This is a genomic window from Acidianus sp. HS-5, assembly GCF_021655615.1.
Lineage (GTDB): Archaea > Thermoproteota > Thermoprotei_A > Sulfolobales > Sulfolobaceae > Acidianus.
Window position 1 is genome coordinate 2,315,975 of the sequence record NZ_AP025245.1, and the last position, 15,535, is coordinate 2,331,509.

Annotated in this window: 20 protein-coding genes; 10 read left to right on the forward strand and 10 right to left on the reverse strand. The window is 35.6% G+C overall.

What is annotated here, in order from left to right:
• Positions 1-41 precede the first annotated feature (41 nt).
• Positions 42-566: a cob(I)yrinic acid a,c-diamide adenosyltransferase gene (locus HS5_RS12810; RefSeq protein ID WP_236751756.1), complete on the forward strand. Its 525-nt coding sequence runs from the start codon at positions 42-44 to the stop codon at positions 564-566.
• On the opposite strand, the gene HS5_RS12815 is transcribed toward HS5_RS12810, so the two are convergent.
• Together HS5_RS12815 and HS5_RS12820 are read right to left on the reverse strand one after the other, a co-directional pair.
• Positions 542-1,501 (reverse strand): TIGR00269 family protein, encoded by a 960-nt coding sequence (locus HS5_RS12815; protein ID WP_236751757.1) that lies wholly within the window; start codon positions 1,499-1,501, stop codon positions 542-544. The two genes, HS5_RS12810 and HS5_RS12815, sit on opposite strands and share 25 nt — an antisense overlap.
• Positions 1,498-1,779, reverse strand: a complete 282-nt coding sequence (locus HS5_RS12820; protein ID WP_236751758.1) for a DUF211 domain-containing protein — start codon at positions 1,777-1,779, stop codon at positions 1,498-1,500. Before HS5_RS12820 ends, HS5_RS12815 begins: the two co-directional genes overlap by 4 nt.
• Before the next feature lie 196 nt (positions 1,780-1,975).
• Here HS5_RS12820 and speD point away from each other — a divergent pair, with 196 nt between their 5' ends.
• Positions 1,976-2,347 (forward strand): adenosylmethionine decarboxylase, encoded by a 372-nt coding sequence (gene speD / locus HS5_RS12825; protein WP_236751759.1) that lies wholly within the window; start codon positions 1,976-1,978, stop codon positions 2,345-2,347.
• Between the two features lie 260 nt (positions 2,348-2,607).
• The gene (locus tag HS5_RS12830) at positions 2,608-3,234 is read left to right on the forward strand and encodes an NAD(P)/FAD-dependent oxidoreductase (protein ID WP_236751760.1); all 627 of its coding nucleotides are present in this window, start codon (positions 2,608-2,610) and stop codon (positions 3,232-3,234) included.
• On the opposite strand, the gene HS5_RS12835 is transcribed toward HS5_RS12830, so the two are convergent.
• Positions 3,211-3,402, reverse strand: coding sequence for a hypothetical protein (locus HS5_RS12835; RefSeq protein WP_236751761.1), 192 nt, complete (start codon positions 3,400-3,402; stop codon positions 3,211-3,213). The two genes, HS5_RS12830 and HS5_RS12835, sit on opposite strands and share 24 nt — an antisense overlap.
• 38 nt (positions 3,403-3,440) lie before the next feature.
• On the opposite strand from HS5_RS12835, the gene HS5_RS12840 reads away from it, so the two are divergent.
• Entirely contained in the window at positions 3,441-4,283 is an 843-nt protein-coding gene (locus tag HS5_RS12840) for a UbiA family prenyltransferase (protein ID WP_236751762.1), read from the forward strand.
• Here the strand turns inward: HS5_RS12840 and HS5_RS12845 are convergent.
• The gene (locus HS5_RS12845) at positions 4,251-5,204 is read right to left on the reverse strand and encodes a hypothetical protein (protein ID WP_236751763.1); all 954 of its coding nucleotides are present in this window, start codon (positions 5,202-5,204) and stop codon (positions 4,251-4,253) included. The genes HS5_RS12840 and HS5_RS12845 overlap by 33 nt on opposite strands.
• A gap of 34 nt (positions 5,205-5,238) precedes the next feature.
• On the opposite strand from HS5_RS12845, the gene HS5_RS12850 reads away from it, so the two are divergent.
• The 6 genes from HS5_RS12850 (at position 5,239) to hjc (ending at position 10,191) form a co-directional block, all read left to right on the forward strand.
• Positions 5,239-6,045, forward strand: coding sequence for a GTPase (locus tag HS5_RS12850; protein WP_236751764.1), 807 nt, complete (start codon positions 5,239-5,241; stop codon positions 6,043-6,045).
• On the forward strand, positions 6,020-6,505 hold the full coding sequence (locus HS5_RS12855) for a magnesium-dependent phosphatase-1 (protein ID WP_236751765.1): 486 nt from the start codon (positions 6,020-6,022) through the stop codon (positions 6,503-6,505). The genes HS5_RS12850 and HS5_RS12855 overlap by 26 nt, the downstream gene beginning before the upstream one ends.
• A 217-nt stretch (positions 6,506-6,722) precedes the next feature.
• A complete protein-coding gene (locus tag HS5_RS12860; RefSeq protein ID WP_236751766.1) occupies positions 6,723-8,441 on the forward strand; it encodes an acetolactate synthase large subunit in 1,719 nt (572 codons plus the stop codon).
• Positions 8,419-8,748 (forward strand): ACT domain-containing protein, encoded by a 330-nt coding sequence (locus HS5_RS12865; protein ID WP_236751767.1) that lies wholly within the window; start codon positions 8,419-8,421, stop codon positions 8,746-8,748. Before HS5_RS12860 ends, HS5_RS12865 begins: the two co-directional genes overlap by 23 nt.
• The gene (ilvC, locus tag HS5_RS12870) at positions 8,732-9,739 is read left to right on the forward strand and encodes a ketol-acid reductoisomerase (protein ID WP_236751768.1); all 1,008 of its coding nucleotides are present in this window, start codon (positions 8,732-8,734) and stop codon (positions 9,737-9,739) included. Before HS5_RS12865 ends, ilvC begins: the two co-directional genes overlap by 17 nt.
• A gap of 17 nt (positions 9,740-9,756) precedes the next feature.
• A complete protein-coding gene (gene hjc, locus HS5_RS12875; RefSeq protein WP_236751769.1) occupies positions 9,757-10,191 on the forward strand; it encodes a Holliday junction resolvase Hjc in 435 nt (144 codons plus the stop codon).
• On the opposite strand, the gene HS5_RS12880 is transcribed toward hjc, so the two are convergent.
• From HS5_RS12880 to HS5_RS12905, 6 genes are read right to left on the reverse strand one after another with little or no spacing between them, the layout of a single operon-like run.
• Positions 10,174-11,703 (reverse strand): PINc/VapC family ATPase, encoded by a 1,530-nt coding sequence (locus tag HS5_RS12880; protein ID WP_236751770.1) that lies wholly within the window; start codon positions 11,701-11,703, stop codon positions 10,174-10,176. The genes hjc and HS5_RS12880 overlap by 18 nt on opposite strands.
• Before the next feature lie 48 nt (positions 11,704-11,751).
• On the reverse strand, positions 11,752-12,351 hold the full coding sequence (gene pdxT, locus HS5_RS12885; protein ID WP_236751771.1) for a pyridoxal 5'-phosphate synthase glutaminase subunit PdxT: 600 nt from the start codon (positions 12,349-12,351) through the stop codon (positions 11,752-11,754).
• Positions 12,348-13,358 (reverse strand): pyridoxal 5'-phosphate synthase lyase subunit PdxS, encoded by a 1,011-nt coding sequence (pdxS, locus tag HS5_RS12890; protein ID WP_236751772.1) that lies wholly within the window; start codon positions 13,356-13,358, stop codon positions 12,348-12,350. Before pdxS ends, pdxT begins: the two co-directional genes overlap by 4 nt.
• A 36-nt stretch (positions 13,359-13,394) precedes the next feature.
• Entirely contained in the window at positions 13,395-13,685 is a 291-nt protein-coding gene (locus tag HS5_RS12895; protein ID WP_236751773.1) for a 30S ribosomal protein S26e, read from the reverse strand.
• A gap of 32 nt (positions 13,686-13,717) precedes the next feature.
• Positions 13,718-15,163: a proline--tRNA ligase gene (gene proS, locus HS5_RS12900; protein WP_236751774.1), complete on the reverse strand. Its 1,446-nt coding sequence runs from the start codon at positions 15,161-15,163 to the stop codon at positions 13,718-13,720.
• 43 nt (positions 15,164-15,206) lie between these two features.
• Positions 15,207-15,512, reverse strand: coding sequence for a V-type ATP synthase subunit K (locus tag HS5_RS12905; protein ID WP_236753589.1), 306 nt, complete (start codon positions 15,510-15,512; stop codon positions 15,207-15,209).
• Positions 15,513-15,535: the final 23 nt, after the last annotated feature.

Consider the following 15,535-nt stretch of genomic DNA (forward strand, 5'->3'; position numbering starts at 1 on the left):
CACCAAAACCTATATTACCGGGTTATTTTTAAGCTTATTAAATGTTCACAAGAACTGGAGACGATGGAAAAACAAACATTATAAATAAGAGAGTAGGCAAAGACTCACCATTAGTTAATATGCTTGGAGATTTAGATGAGGTTAATTCCTTCTTAGGCTTAGCTTTAGTTAAATTACCTTGGGAAGATATGAGAAAAGATATTGAAAAAATTCAATACGAACTTTTCGCAATAGGAGAAGAATTAAGTACAGGAAATATTAAAATAACTCAAGAAAACGTAAAGTGGCTTGAAGAGAGAACCGTAGCTTATAGAAAAGAGAGCGGACCCGTAAAACTTTTCGTAATTCCAGGAGGTTCTGAAGAAGCATCTTACCTTCATGTAGTAAGAAGTATTGTTAGAAGAGTGGAAAGGAATTCCGTTAAATATTCTAAGGAGATCGAATTTGATAAATGGATAATAGTTTATTTGAATAGATTATCTTCACTATTATTCTCAATGGCAACTGTCGCAAACAAGAGAAAAGGAGTAGAAGAGAGAATTTACGAGATACGCAAATATTTCTGAGGAAATAGTCCGGACTGTAACATTAATTCACAGTTTTTGCATATATCTCTCCCGTAACTTGTAGGTTCACCGCAAATCTTGCAAGTAGGTAATTCTTCTTTAGGAGAATGCTGCCTAACCAACTCGGAAATTTTATCAAATTCCTCAACAATTCTAAGTAAACTGCCAGGCTTTTGCTGTTCTATTAGATAAAGTAAATCTCTTACTCTAGCTCTTAATGTAGGTTTAGCAGAGATGTAAGGACACTCGACTTCCTGAAATTCAAATCCTTTCAGAAAAGCATACATAGTAGTCTCCCACTCGTAAATCTTCCTCAAAGGCTTAACCCTCAATACGAATTTATCACTTAATTTAAGAGGAACATCTCCTAATCTGACTAACCTTTTGACGTCACCTCTCAGTATGTTTACAATGACCGTCTGTGCTTCGTCATCTAAATTATGTCCAGTAGCAACTAAATCTGCTTTAACTTCTCTCCCTGCTTCGTTTATTAGTTTCCTCCTAAAACCTCCACAGAAAGTACAGGCAGATATGCTCAACCCTTTTAATCTAGCAGATTTTACCATATCGTCTAAGGTGTAACCTACAGAATCCCTAAATGAAGTTGAGATTAAATCTATACCTAAATCATCTAAATATTTCTTTAATTTTTCAGCTTGTTCCCTTCTATTATACCCAGAGATTCCTTCAACAATATTAAAAGCTACTAGCCTCTTAGGCTCAATAAAGCTGGCTAGAGTGTCTGCTAAAGTTAAGCTATCTTTTCCTCCTGAAACCGCCAAAAGAATTTTATTAGCTTTCAAAAGACCTTGTTTTTCTGCTTCCTTCTTAACTCTCTGTCTTACATCTTCTATAAAACAATCTTTACAAAGCCTTCTCCCAGTATGGGACTGGTAAACTACTGCTTCCCTAGATTTACAAACGTCGCACATCATTTTCCTTTCCTACCTTCAACTAGCTTATTTCCTGCTGCAACTTCATCAATACTGTGGATTGCACAACCGTCTTCTTCCAAGGCTTTTTTGACTTCCTCAAAGTTTATGTTAGGCCCTTCTATAACTACCATTAATCCCATAGTCTCAACGTCCATATCTGTTACGCTAATATTAACTCCATCTACTCCTTCAAGTTCTGTTATTTTCCCTGCTAAGTCTACTATTGTAGAACCTTTAATTGGTTTTAAAACGTCGAGAACAATCCTTCTTATACTCACTCTTCATCAATGTGTTAAATAAGGACTTTAACGTTAAAAATCTAATTTTTTAAGCTGAATATATCTTAAAAATCTAGAATTTAATGTATTAAAAATATTAAAGCTGTCCCTAGTTTTAAGTCTTTAAAATCGTGTAACAAGTTTAGGTTAATTTTAAATAAATAGGGTTCGGGGGTATATAAAGGGGGGTTTAAAAATGATGGGGGTAAATCAAGAAATACCAAAAGTTATAGGAAAACAAGTTTACGGAAGCTTGTACGATTGCGATGAGAGCACTTTGAAGGACGTGGAAAGATTAAAGAGCATAGTAATAAATTCCGCAAAAATAGGTAACATGACCCTCCTTGACATTAAAGCTTGGAAAATAGGAGAAGGCGCAAGCGTAGTGGCAATAGTATTAGAAAGTCATATAACTATTCATACTTGGCCAGAATATAGATTTGCAACAGTTGACGTCTACTCCTGTGGAGCAAAGAGCGAACCAAAGAAAGCCTTTGCTTACATAGCAAAGGAATTAGGAGCAAAAAGATACAGTATGAATGAGGCTGATAGGTCATCGGACTTTTAATCGTAGGTGGAGGCTTAGCAGGACTTTTACTTGGCTATAGAGAAAAAAGAAGAGAAGACGTTCTTATTTTCGATAGGAAAAGATTTCCAGGCAAAAAATGTACTGGAATAATAAGTTATTCCACTTTTCAGAAGTTGGGAATATCCAAGGATTTTATTGACCGAGACTTTAAAGAAATAGAGATAGTTATAAATAATAAATATTCAATTTTTGTCAAAACTAACGTATTGAGATTAAATAGAGAAAATCTAGAGAAATGGTTGGACCAAGAATTAAAAGTTATTAGACCAGTAAATGCAGAAATTAAAAGCGAAAAAGAAGTTATAGTCAATAATACAGTGTACACAGGTAAGGTAATTGATTGCTCTGGTTGGAAAGGCAAGGCTAAGTGGATTAAAGCTATAGAGGAAGTTAGAGAACCGATTACTGATGATAAAATTACAGTTTTTATTGATTCAAAGAACCCTGGAGGATTTTCATGGATAGTCCCTCTACCCGATAAAACTTTAATAGGTTCATTATCTTATCTTGAACCAAGAAACTTCTTACCTAATCTAGATAAAAGACTAGTTGAAACTCACGGTGGTGGAATACCTAGAGTAAAGCCTATTAGAATCCAGAATATCCCTACATTCGGTGACAGAACGGGCTTAATAAAAACTTTCACTGGAGGAGGGATATTCGGAATAGCCGAACTGATTTCGTCCACAGATTATAAGAAGACTTTTTCTGAATTATCTAAAGAAGTAAGGAAACAGTATTATTTAACGTTACTAGTGGAGAAAACTTGGAAAACTTGGTTATATTTAGCAAGAATTTACAAGGATAAGACAATAAGAGCGGAAAAGGAGTTCGATTTCCATTCAATGCTTCTTTTCTCTCACTAAATTAAAGCACCCTTCTCCTTTTTCTATGATTCCTTTACTCATTAACTCAGCAATTACTTTTTCAGGCTCTTTAACTCCTAAGGCTTTCAAATCCCTAACAGCAATTATTTCCCCAACAGAAATATATTTTCTAAAATACTTTTCAGCTATTTCTAAGTCCTTTTCCATACTCTAATTTTATTTTCTTATACTCATTTAACGCTATCGTGAATCCTTATCTAAAGCTTGTGAGGATACATAACGTAATAGGAGCAGCAATAGGAGATTTTACAGGCTACGTTGTTTCTTCAGCTTGGAATTTTAACTTTGAAAAATTAATAATCTCTCTCATAGTCGTATCTCTAGTTGCTGCAGGAGGTTACGCAATAAATGACGTTTATGATGTTGAAATAGATAAAATAAATAAACCAGATAGACCTCTGCCCTCAGGAAAAATAAGTATAAAGAACGCAGTAATTTTATCGTATTCTACTATGGTAATAGGTAGCGGTATAGCTTTCGTCTTAGGAATATTCCAAGGATTACTTGCAATATTAACTTCAGTTGCCCTATTATATTACGCGAAAAGCTTGAAAAAGCAAGGCTTACCTGGAAATATGATAGTAGCGACAACTACAGCACTATCAATATTTTACGGAGGTATAGCTTATTTTGAAGGAAATTGGCTTGTGAGAGTGATAATCCCTACAGCTTACTCTTTTCTCCTTACTCTAGGAAGAGAATTAGTTAAGGGCATAGAAGACTATGAAGGAGATAAAAAGTACGGTGTGAAAACTTTGGCGACTACAAAAGGAATCAAATTTACTTGGAGTACATCGAGAATAATATTAATTTTAATGCTAATAATTTCACCTTTACCAATGTTACTTGGATTTAACATCATTTACGGTATTCTACTAGTTCCATTTGCATTTTTCACTTTAAGGGCAATATTAGCCGAAACTTCAACAAAAGGAGGAGGAGATGCAAGAGGCTTTTTAAAAGGCTCGGCATTCATAGGCATGATAGCTTTTATCTTAGGCAGTCTCCCACTCAATATCCTTATCTAGGATTTTCCTAAACCCAGACTTTACACCAACAATCCTTAAGTGAACATTACCCTTTTTCGGTACAGGAAACTCATAATTTACTTTTTGTCCTATTTTCACATTATCAAAAGATTTAAAGTGAACAGTAACTCCGTTCAGCATAGCATTGAGCAATACTTTATCAAGATCTACTTCCCCGTCATTGTAAAGCGTTATTACGACTTTGTTGTCTTTACTTACCTTACCGTCTATGCTAATTGAAATCTTGGGAGTTACTGAATTCTCTGAGTAATGTAAAAAGAGAAAAGCAGGATTCCTCTGCGAAGATTCATGAATTATACTTAGATGGCCTTTAACCTCAATTTCGTCACTATCTAAACTTCCTCCTATTTCCGTAACAGTACCAGTACTGTTGACAATCTTTAATATCGATTTATTGGGGTTCTTAACAACAACGTAGTTTCTTCCTTCTCCGTTAAGCTCTATTTCTTCAGATGGCTGGATTAAATATATCCCTGCTTTAAGATTATAATATGTTTTAAATTCTGGAACTTCATAAAATAATACTGAGTTTATAATATGAATCCAAATTCCCTCAAATGAAGAATGCGAAACAATAAACTCATTTTTTCCGTTTTTCACTAAATGAGTAACATCGTATATATTCAGATTATAATAAGAATTACCGAATTTTACAGTATCTATAGGTCTAAATTCCTTAGTTAATGAAAAATTATTTAACCAAAGCCTCCATTTTGTAGTTAAATCTTTTGCCTCCGTTATAATAACAATATATGCTTTTATAGGCTTCTTCTCAGCATAAAATGCATAATTCAGTTCCCTATTTTCTGATGAAACTCTTGTTGCCTTCAGCAATGTTGAGTATTCAATACTACCGTTAATACTTCCTTCGTCAAATGTAGCAATCTTACCAATTGGCATGAATATATAATGAGGAAAAAAGAAAATAAAATGAATGCTAGGGAATGTAATAAACGTTATAAAGAAATCAGACGCGGTTTTAGAGATAGTAGATTCTAGGGAACCAGACCTTACAAGATCAAAAAAGATAGAAAGTATAGTAAAGAAGGAAAACAAGGGACTTTTAATAGTCATTAACAAAGGCGATTTAGTACCCAGAGAAGTCCTAGAAAAATGGAAGTCATATATAGAGAATTTAGATAAAATAAAAACACTCTACATTTCAGCAACTTCCCATTTGGGAACTAAAATCTTACGTAATGCAATAAGAGAAGTATTAAGAGGAAATGAAGGAACTATTTGCTTAATAGGATATCCAAAGACTGGAAAATCTTCAATAATAAATGCACTGAAAGGAAGGCATTCTGCATCGACTTCAGCCCATCCTATGGCTTATGGATTTACTAAGACTATTCAGAAATTTAAGATAGATTCAAAAATCTACGCTTGGGATACTCCAGGAATAATTCCTCCAGACGGAAGTCCTTTAGAAAGAGCAATAAGAGGTCAAGCAGTTGAAAAGATAGAAGATCCGGTGAAGGTCGCATTATTACTTATAAATAGAATTGAAAAATTTGACAAGAATGCATTAAAATCCGCATATAAGTTAGACTATTCTAATGGGTTAGATTTGCTCCAAAAGATAGCAATTAAACGTGGCTGGTTTTATAAGAAAGATAAAGAACCGCTTATTGATGAGGCGGCAAGACAGTTAATCAGAGACTACCACGAGGGAAAGATAATATATTTTACCCTCCCACCATCAGAGACTAATGATGAAAATAAAAGTAGTAATATTTGATGCAGACAGAACTCTTTGGGATCATTATAATATTTCAGAATTCGAAGAACCGATAAAAACTATAGATAAGAACGAAATTGAAGATTCTAAAGGAAGAAAATTGAAAGTTTTCCCAGAAGTTAGAGATACATTAGAAGAATTAAAGAAAAGAGGCATAATATTAGGTTTAGCAACATGGAACTATCCTGAGAAAACTCAGAAAATCTTACAAATCCTAGATTTATATAAATATTTTGATATTATCATATCCAGAGATTTTCCTTACAAGTTCATCATGATAAATGAGATATTTAATGACTTAAGGAACAAAGGAATTAAAATAAGGCCAGAAGAGGCAATATTCGTAGACGATAGGAGATCTCATTTTGGAAATGTATGGTTATATATGGGAAATATTAAATGTGTAGAAATGTGGAAAGATATAAAATATCATAGCGAAATTCTCCACATGTTAGATTAAACTATTTTTAAGCTTACAGATACATAACTTTTTAAAAAGTTAAAAAACTATTATTAGAATCTTTAAAGAGAAAAGGTAAAGCTTAAAAGTTTAACGGTATATTTGCTAAGTCGTGAAAAAGATGATAGGTGGTCATACCCTCCAAATTCAATAAATTTTCTAAAATATTTCCAGGTCAATCAATTAGTTCTTCTAAAAAAGGAAAAGGTGAGAAATTTTGCCTAGTGGAGCCAGGATTCTGGTAGAAGCATTAAAAAGAGAAGGAGTAAAGGTAATCTTCGGCATTCCAGGATTATATAATATGCCGTTCTATGATGAATTATATTACGAGATACAGAACCAAGAAATAAGGCACGTACTAATGAGACATGAACAAGGAGCTACTCATGCTGCAGATGGTTTCGCAAGAGTTTCAGGCTTTCCAGGAGTAGTAACTGCAACATCCGGTCCAGGAGCAACTAACTTAGTAACTGGGGTAATAACTGCTTATTGGGATAGTTCGCCAATAATAGCGCTTACCGGGCAAGTTAACAGATCAGTAATAGGAAAAATGGCTTTCCAAGAATCGGATCAACCCGGAATATTTAAAGATATAGCAAAGTACGTAGTGCAATTAAAGACAGTAAGCGAAATTCCATTATGGATAAAGAACTCATTCTATATTGCTACCACAGGAAGACCAGGACCAGTAGTTGTAGATATTCCTAGAGATGTGCAATTAGAGAAAATGGATGAAGTAGAATGGCCTGAAAAACCTATGGTAAGAGGATATAAGCCATTCAGAACTGTCATAGACCAAGAAAAACTGAAGAAAGCAGCGGAAATACTAGTCAACGCAGAAAAACCTATAATATTAGCAGGAACAGGAGTTACGTGGTCTAACGCTACTCCAGAAGTATTAAACTTAGCTGAAACATTAATCTGCCCAATAGTTTCAACTCTGCCAGGAAAGTCTGCAATTCCGCACGATCACCCATTATATGCAGGACCTATGGGATATTACGGAAGAGCTGAGGCGTCGCTTGCAGCATTAGAATCAGATGTAATGCTAATAATAGGTGCAAGGCTAAGTGATAGAACATTTACTTCTTACGATGAAATGGTAGAAACCAAAAAGAAGTTTATAATGATAAACTTGGATCCGACTGACGCAGAAAGAGCGTTTAAAGTTGACGTAGCAATGTATGGAGATGCGAAAACTCTAACTAGAGAACTTCTGAATGCAGTAATTAAAGTTGGGATGAAAAAGGATAGATCTGCATGGATGAAAAGAGTGAAGGAATTGAAAGATTATTATGCTCAATTCTATTATCCAGATGAGCCAGGTAAAATAAAACCGTGGAAGGCATTAAAAACAATAAGGAATGCAATTCCTAGGGACGCAATAGTAAGTACAGGAGTAGGTCAGCATCAAATGTGGGCTGAAGTATTCTGGGAAGTTCTAGAGCCGAGGACATTCTTATCCTCTACAGGGATGGGAACTATGGGCTTCGGATTACCAGCCGCAATGGGTGCAAAATTAGCTAGACCAGATAAGGTTGTAGTAGACTTAGATGGAGACGGATCCTTCATGATGACAGGAAATAACTTAGCTACTGCAGTTGATGAACATATCCCAGTAATTTCTGTAGTATTTGACAATAGATCTTTAGGTTTAGTAAGACAAGTACAAGACCTATTCCAGAATAAGAGAATTGTTGGAGTAGAGTACGGCCCATCTCCAGACTTTGTTAAATATGCAGAATCTTTCGGTGCTCTAGGCTTTAATGCTGATAGCTACGAAGAACTAGAAAATACAATAAAAACTGCAATAAAGGAAGATATGCCTACAGTTATCAGATTACCTATAGATAAAAATGAATTAGCGCTACCTACATTACCTCCAGGAGGAAAACTGAAACAGGTGATAGTAAGTGACCCAAGGAAAAATAGTTAAAGTAACTGGATATTATAGAGATCCAGGATTTTTAGAAAGAGTAATCAGTACATTCAGGAAACTGTGGGTAGATATCGATTGGATTACAGCAAGGAGGATGTCAGACGATGGTCTATACGAGGTTTACTTGATGATAAGAGAGACTAAGAATACTCAATTAGCAATACTTAACTTAAGTAAGACAGTAGATGTGGAAAAAGTTGAAGTCCTAGATGACGGTAAATTAGTTCCTTGTCAAAACGATTCGTTTTTAATTCCATCTTATACAAAAGTAACAACATATAGTTGGGGTGAAAAAATTGGCTAAAATGTATACAGATCAAGACGCAAGTTTAGATCCTTTAAAAGATAAAAAAATTGCAATATTAGGTTACGGAAATCAAGGCAGAGCATGGGCACTAAACCTAAGAGATTCCGGACTTAACGTAGTAGTAGGACTAGAAAGAGAAGGAAATTCATGGAAACAAGCAGTTCAAGACGGCTTCCAACCAGTTCACACAGAAGAGGCAGTAAAACAAGCTGATGTAATAATATTCCTAATTCCAGATATGGTTCAGAGATATGTATATAGAGAAAAAGTTCAACCTAACATGAAAGAAGGAGCAGACCTAGTATTTGCTCATGGCTTTAATATTCATTATAAGCTAATAGATCCCCCTGCTAATAGCGACGTTTACATGGTTGCACCTAAAGGGCCTGGAGCTACTGTAAGAGAATTTTACACTAAAGGAGGAGGAGTTCCAGTACTCGTAGCAGTACAACAAAATCCTTCAGGAAAAGCTATGGAAAAAGCTTTAGCAATTGCAAAAGGTTTAGGAGCTACTAGAGCAGGCGTAATAGAGACTACGTTCAAGGAAGAGACAGAGACTGATCTATTCGGAGAGCAAACAACATTAGTAGGAGGAGTAATGGAACTAATGAGATCTGCTTTTAGAACACTAGTTGAATTAGGCTATCAACCCGAAGTTGCATACTTTGAAACTATTAATGAAATGAAGATGATTGTGGACATAATTTACGATAAGGGTTTCCCTGGAATGCTTAAGGCAGTCTCGGACACAGCAAAATATGGAGGTTTGACAGTAGGTAAGTTTGTAATAAATGAGGAAGTGAGGAAGAGAATGTTGGAAGCTGCAGAAAAAATAAGGTCAGGGAAGTTTGCAGAAGAGTGGATAGAGGAATACAATAGGGGAAGTCCTACAATAAAGGAGGGTATTGAAGAAATAGATAATAGCTTAGAAGAACAAACTAGGAAAAGGTTAAAGGAGATTATAGAGAGAGGAAAACCTAAATCTTAGATTTTTTAATTATTCTTGTGAATGAAAGGAAAAGAAGAGGAACTAGTGTAGAACATTATATACTTTCTTCCCTTAGGGATAGAGGTTTTGCAGTAGTTAGAGCTCCAGCAAGCGGTAGCAAAAGAAAAGATTCCATACCTGATATTATAGCGATAAAAAACGGAATAATTTTACTTATTGAGGTTAAGAGCAGAAAGGAAAAGAACAAAGTATATGTTACGAAAAGCCAAGCAGAAGGAATAATTAATTTCACGAAAAAGAGTGGAGGAGAGTTATTTTTAGCAGTTAAGTTTCCCAAATTCCTTAAATTCATACCATTTAATAAATTAAGAGTAACTGAAAGTGGAAATTACGTTGCAGACGAAGAAGTCATTGAAGAAGGACTTAGTTTAGAGGATTTGGTAAGATACGTAGAAGCAAAGTTCAGTAAAACATTAGACTTCTTCATCTGAATCTCCTAATCTTATCCTTATCCTTACTCCGTGCTTTTTCTCCAGTTTTCTCAATTTCGAATTTAATCTTCTATTAAATTTTCCTATTTCAGTTTTTGGAATAGTTATTACATATTCACCATTCTCATACTTAACTTCGGCTCCAGGTATACTATCTGTAACTGTCCTAGTTATCTTATTCTCAACACTATTTCCTCCTCCTCTAGTGTTAGATACTGGGACTATCATTGTCTGTTCTCCAAACACATAAATCTCGTATTCAACTTGATCAGTTAGAAAGTCCTTAATTTCAACTACGGGTCTAGTTAGATCTGCTTCTCTTAATCCTAAAGGAACCTTAACCGTCATTTCTAAACTATAAACCTTATTTACATTTCCTTCATTTATGAAAATTACAGTATCTAAAATTCCGGGAATTGTACCTAAATCAACTCTATTAAGGAACCTATGTATTGCATCTATTGGAGTAGTAGCGTGAACTACTCCTATCATTCCTATTCCTGCTAATCTTAAATCTATGTAAAGTCTGAAATCATCATCATTCCTCATCTCATCATACACCGTATAATCTGGTCTGCTTAATAATAGGATATCGTGAAGCTCTCCTATCTCTGCATAATTTTTGGAATACTGAGTTATATCTGGAGGTAAGTGCATATCTCTAGGGGATTCTATAGTCTTAACTACCTTACCGAGCTTCATGTAATACTCAGCTAACGCTTGCGCAAAAGTAGTCTTACCCATACCGGGAGAACCTGCTATGAGAATTCCTTCAGCTCTCTCCTTCAATCTCTCTATCAACTTCTCGGGTAAGTTATAATCTTCAAGGTTCTTTCTAGTTACCGGCCTTGTAATTGTTACTTCCCAGCCATCGCTTAAAGGTGGTCTAGTAATTACTATTCTATAATTTCCTAACTGTACAATAGTAGACCCCTTCCTCTCTATTTCTATAAACGAATTTTTAACGTATTTTATTTCATTTATAAGCTCACCTACAAGGCCTTTAATTTCGTCTTCGGTCATTGGAGTATTTGAAAGATTAACGAATTGCCAGCTTCCGGGCTTACCTTTTTTAGCCTTAGGTATTGTATCCTCTTTAAGGTGGACACTCATTGTATTTTCATCGAAAAACTTCTCTACACTTAATGAACCTTCAAAAGGTTGTAAGTAAACTACTTTAACGCCTAAATAAGAGCATATTTGCTTTTGAATCTCATCAGCAGTAACTATGCTGCAATCCCTCTGCGAGCAATATTCCCTCAAAGCATTATCTACATTAGAGCTTGGCTCGCCAACTATTTCTACGGAGAATAAATATCTTTCAGAAATTTTTCTAATTTTCTCTATTTCATCTAACGCGATTTCTCCAGAAATTAGGCCTTCCTTAGTCTCCTTCTCCAAATCAGACAACAAAGCCCTATGAATAAGAATATTACCGTTAATCAAACCCTTTTCAATATATTTAGAAACACCCAGCAATAAGGCAGACTTGTCGACTAATAATTCACTCAATACTATGTTCCCCACTACGTAAAATAGTTTCAAATGTAAAATAAAAAACTATTTCTTAATCATTGAAATGAAGTATTCATGAATAATAGTAGTACCAGAAAGCTCTGGATGGAAGGTAGTGGCTAATAAGCCGTTCTCTTGTACCATGACGTAAGTATCTTTGAATTGAGATAAAGATTTCGCACTACCGTAGACCTTAACTATGGCTGGAGCTCTTATGAAAACTACCTTCTCTATTCCTCCGCCTATACTCCTTAAATCTATATTAGCCTCAAAACTCTCCCTCTGCCTACCATAATAATTCCTTATTACTGAGACATCCATTATACCTATTAACGGTTGAGATTTCTTACCTACCTTAGCATCAGTAACATCTTTAGCAAGCATTATTGCACCTGCACATGTACCTAAAACTGGCAATCCTTCCATAATCTTTTCCTTTAACGACTCCAAAATTCCCATTCTTTGCGCTATAACGCCTATTGTCGTGCTTTCTCCTCCGGGAATGATAATTCCGTCAACATCTAGATCACTAACCTTCTTGACTGCAACTACTTCTCCATCTATTTTTAGTTTATCTAGTGCTCTTTTAGTTTGAAGTGCGTGCTCCTCGAAACTCCCTTGATATGCAAGAATGCCTATCTTCATTGACCCCTCACCTGAAGTAATTCCTCTGGTTTTAACGACTTTATATCTATACCCATCATTGATTTTTGTTCATTAATCATCTTTTGTGCTTCCAAAACTACTTCTGGATATTCCCAGCCTGCTACAGCTAGCACTACTGCTTTTGCTCTTTCTGCTGGATCTTGACTCTTAAATATTCCTGAGCCAACAAACACTCCATCCCCTCCTAACCACATCATTAGTGCTGCATCTGCTGGAGTAGCTATACCTCCTGCTGCAAAGTTTACTACTGGAAGTCTCTTTATTTTTGCGGTTAGCTCCACTAGCTGATAAGGAACTTGATATTCTCTAGCTTTCTTAACCCTATCTTCCTCATTCATTCCTACTAGCGCATTTACCTCTGCATTAATTATCTTCATATGCTTTACAGCTTCACTCACGTTTCCTGTTCCTGCCTCGCCTTTAGTCCTTATCATTGATGCTCCTTCGCTTATCCTTCTCAACGCTTCTCCTAAGTTTCTTGCACCGTTTACGAATGGAACTTTAAATTCCCACTTATTGATGTGGTGCTCTTCATCAGCTGGAGTTAAGACTTCACTCTCATCTATCGTATCAACTCCTAAAGCCTCAAGAATTTTAGCTTCATAATAATGACCTATCCTAACTTTTGCCATTACGGGAATTGTTATTGAATTCATTACTTCTTCTATAATTTTAGGATCTGCCATTCTAGCTACTCCACCAGACTTCCTAACATCGTAAGGTAGTTTATCTAAAACCATTACTGAAGTTGCTCCTGCGTCTTCAGCAATTCCTGCCTGCTCAACATTAGTAACATCCATTATTACTCCTCCTTTTTGGAATATTGGAAAAGCATGTTTTACTCTTGCAGTCCCTGTAGCAATCTCAGGTAATTCCTTTTCTGGAAGGAAAGTCATTAAGCCAGAATCTTTTATTACATCCCTTACTTCAGCGAGTTTATAGAAGAATTCCTCGATTTCATTAAATGATAGCTCGTATAGTCTCATAAAAAAGAGAATGGCTAGTAGATTTAAAAACTTTTATTAGAAGTAAGTTGTAGGTCTTGTTTTCCTTTCATTCTCTGCTCTTATCTTTACTATTCCAAAGTGTATTGCACAATTGATACAGTAGCATTTCCTCACTGGATACTTAGGGATTATTGCCCCTTTCTTCTCTAATTCGTTTGCTAATGTAGCATCTACTGGACTATACATCCTTGTAACACATATTGCCTTATCCTCTGGAACTCTTGCTCCACAGTTATCACAAGTTACATAACCGACATGACCTTTGTCGCCTTTCCTTCTACCTCTGTTTTCTCTCTTCTTTGGCAAATTAGCACCCAATTAAAATGGCTATCTAATATCTAATAAGTTTTTGCTACTCTTAGAACATTAGTTGAAGGTTTTTTACATATAACACAAACGTCATTAGTCTTTTTAGGCTCTTCTGGATATCCTAGCACTCTAGCGTTAAGCTCTTCCTCAATTTTTAATCCACAGGAATTCTCACCGCACCAAGGTACTTCTACTATTCCGCCATTATTATCAAGAATCTTTTTAGCCTCGCCCATGTCTGTAGTGTACAAAATTTTAGAATTGAAGAATTCCCATGCTCTCCTCTTCAGATCTTCTGATAGAGAAGAAAGCATATCATTAATAGCTTGTATTAACTCGTCCTTCTTCACAACTTTAGCCTCTAAGGTATCTCTTCTCTTTATAGTTACTGTCGAGTTATTAACTTCCCTCAATCCTATTTCTATCCTAAGAGGTACTCCTTTCATTTCCCAATAATAGAACTTCTCCCCTGGAGTCTTCTCTTTATTAAAATCGACAACAGCAGAAATACCTGCAGAAGTAAGTTTTTCTTTAACTTCTGTACAGTAATCCTCAACTTTTTTAGCATTCTCTTCAGTCTTAGCAGGTATAGGAATTATAACTACTTTAATTGGAGCTATGACCGGACTTATAATTGGTCCATGATCATCGCCATTTATTGCTATTGAGACAGCAATTGCCCTGTCGGAAATTCCATAACTAGTTTGATAAGGATAATCTAATGAACCATCTGCCTTTTGTATTTTATAATCCAAAGCTTTAGTAAAGTGCTGACCTAAGTGATGAACTGTACCTATCTGTAATGCCTTACCGTCAGGCATTAGCGTATCAAAAGCGTAAGTATGCTCTGCTCCTGCAAACCTATCCCATTCTGGCCTTTCTGATAGTATATAAGGTAGACCAAGCGTATCGAATATTTTCTTATAAATATCTATAGCCTCTTTCACCTGCCTTTCCGCGTCCTCATAACTAACGTGCAATGTGTGAGCTTCCTTAAAAGTTGTAACTTCCCTCAATCTTATCATTGCTCTAGTTGCCTTTGTCTCATATCTAAAAATACTTACAATCTGATAATACTTCTTTGGTAGTTCTTTATAGCTCTTCACCCATAAAGATTCCATGTAAGTTATTGCAACTTCGGAAGTTGGTCTTAATGCTAGCCTTATATCTAAATCCTCTTCTCCACCTTTAGTAACCCAGTAAACTTCTCCTTCAAAACCTTTAATGTGCTCGCTTTCTTTTCTAAGCAAGTATTCTGGGATTAATAGTGGAAAGAGAACTTCCTCATGTCCAGTTTCATTTAAATACTTCCTTATGATGTCAATAACGTTCTGCCTTATCTTAAAACCGTAGGGCATCCATACGCCCATTCCTTTTATAGGATACCTTCCGTAATCGTATATCTCAGCTTGAGAAATTACATTATCGAACCATTCGCTAAAATTGTTCCTCCATTTTTCTCTAGGAATTTGCATTGAGAAAAGAAAATAGGATAACCTAAAAAATTTTTATATGTTTTTACACGTGTGCGAACAACATCAATACTGCGAACACTAGCCCGTATACCACTATTCCTTCGCCAATTGCAACGAAGATCAGTACTGTACCGAACATGTCCCTTCTTTCTGTTAAAACTCCAATACCTGCTGCAGCAGCCATACCTACAGCAACTCCTGCGCCTATTGCCGCTAAGCCTATAGCTAATCCTGCACCTATGTTGACTCCTTCAAATCCTTGAGGACTGCTATAACCCGTTGCTGCGCCTACTGGTATTGCCGTTAACATTCCTAAAAATAACGAAAGTAACAAAATTGCGGAACTCATTCTCTTCATAATTTATCACCACC

What these genes read in the sequence shown, in the direction of transcription:
- HS5_RS12855 (WP_236751765.1), top strand. Translation starts at nt 6,020, where the DNA reads ATGAAAATAAAAGTAGTAATATTTGATGCAGACAGAACTCTTTGGGAT.
- HS5_RS12815 (WP_236751757.1), bottom strand. Translation starts at nt 1,501, where the DNA reads ATGATGTGCGACGTTTGTAAATCTAGGGAAGCAGTAGTTTACCAGTCC.
- pdxT (WP_236751771.1), bottom strand. Translation starts at nt 12,351, where the DNA reads ATGAAGATAGGCATTCTTGCATATCAAGGGAGTTTCGAGGAGCACGCA.
- HS5_RS12810 (WP_236751756.1), top strand. Translation starts at nt 42, where the DNA reads ATGTTCACAAGAACTGGAGACGATGGAAAAACAAACATTATAAATAAG.
- HS5_RS12905 (WP_236753589.1), bottom strand. Translation starts at nt 15,512, where the DNA reads ATGAGTTCCGCAATTTTGTTACTTTCGTTATTTTTAGGAATGTTAACG.
- HS5_RS12850 (WP_236751764.1), top strand. Translation starts at nt 5,239, where the DNA reads ATGCTAGGGAATGTAATAAACGTTATAAAGAAATCAGACGCGGTTTTA.
- pdxS (WP_236751772.1), bottom strand. Translation starts at nt 13,358, where the DNA reads ATGAGACTATACGAGCTATCATTTAATGAAATCGAGGAATTCTTCTAT.
- proS (WP_236751774.1), bottom strand. Translation starts at nt 15,163, where the DNA reads ATGCAAATTCCTAGAGAAAAATGGAGGAACAATTTTAGCGAATGGTTC.
- HS5_RS12835 (WP_236751761.1), bottom strand. Translation starts at nt 3,402, where the DNA reads ATGGAAAAGGACTTAGAAATAGCTGAAAAGTATTTTAGAAAATATATT.
- speD (WP_236751759.1), top strand. Translation starts at nt 1,976, where the DNA reads ATGATGGGGGTAAATCAAGAAATACCAAAAGTTATAGGAAAACAAGTT.
- HS5_RS12845 (WP_236751763.1), bottom strand. Translation starts at nt 5,204, where the DNA reads ATGCCAATTGGTAAGATTGCTACATTTGACGAAGGAAGTATTAACGGT.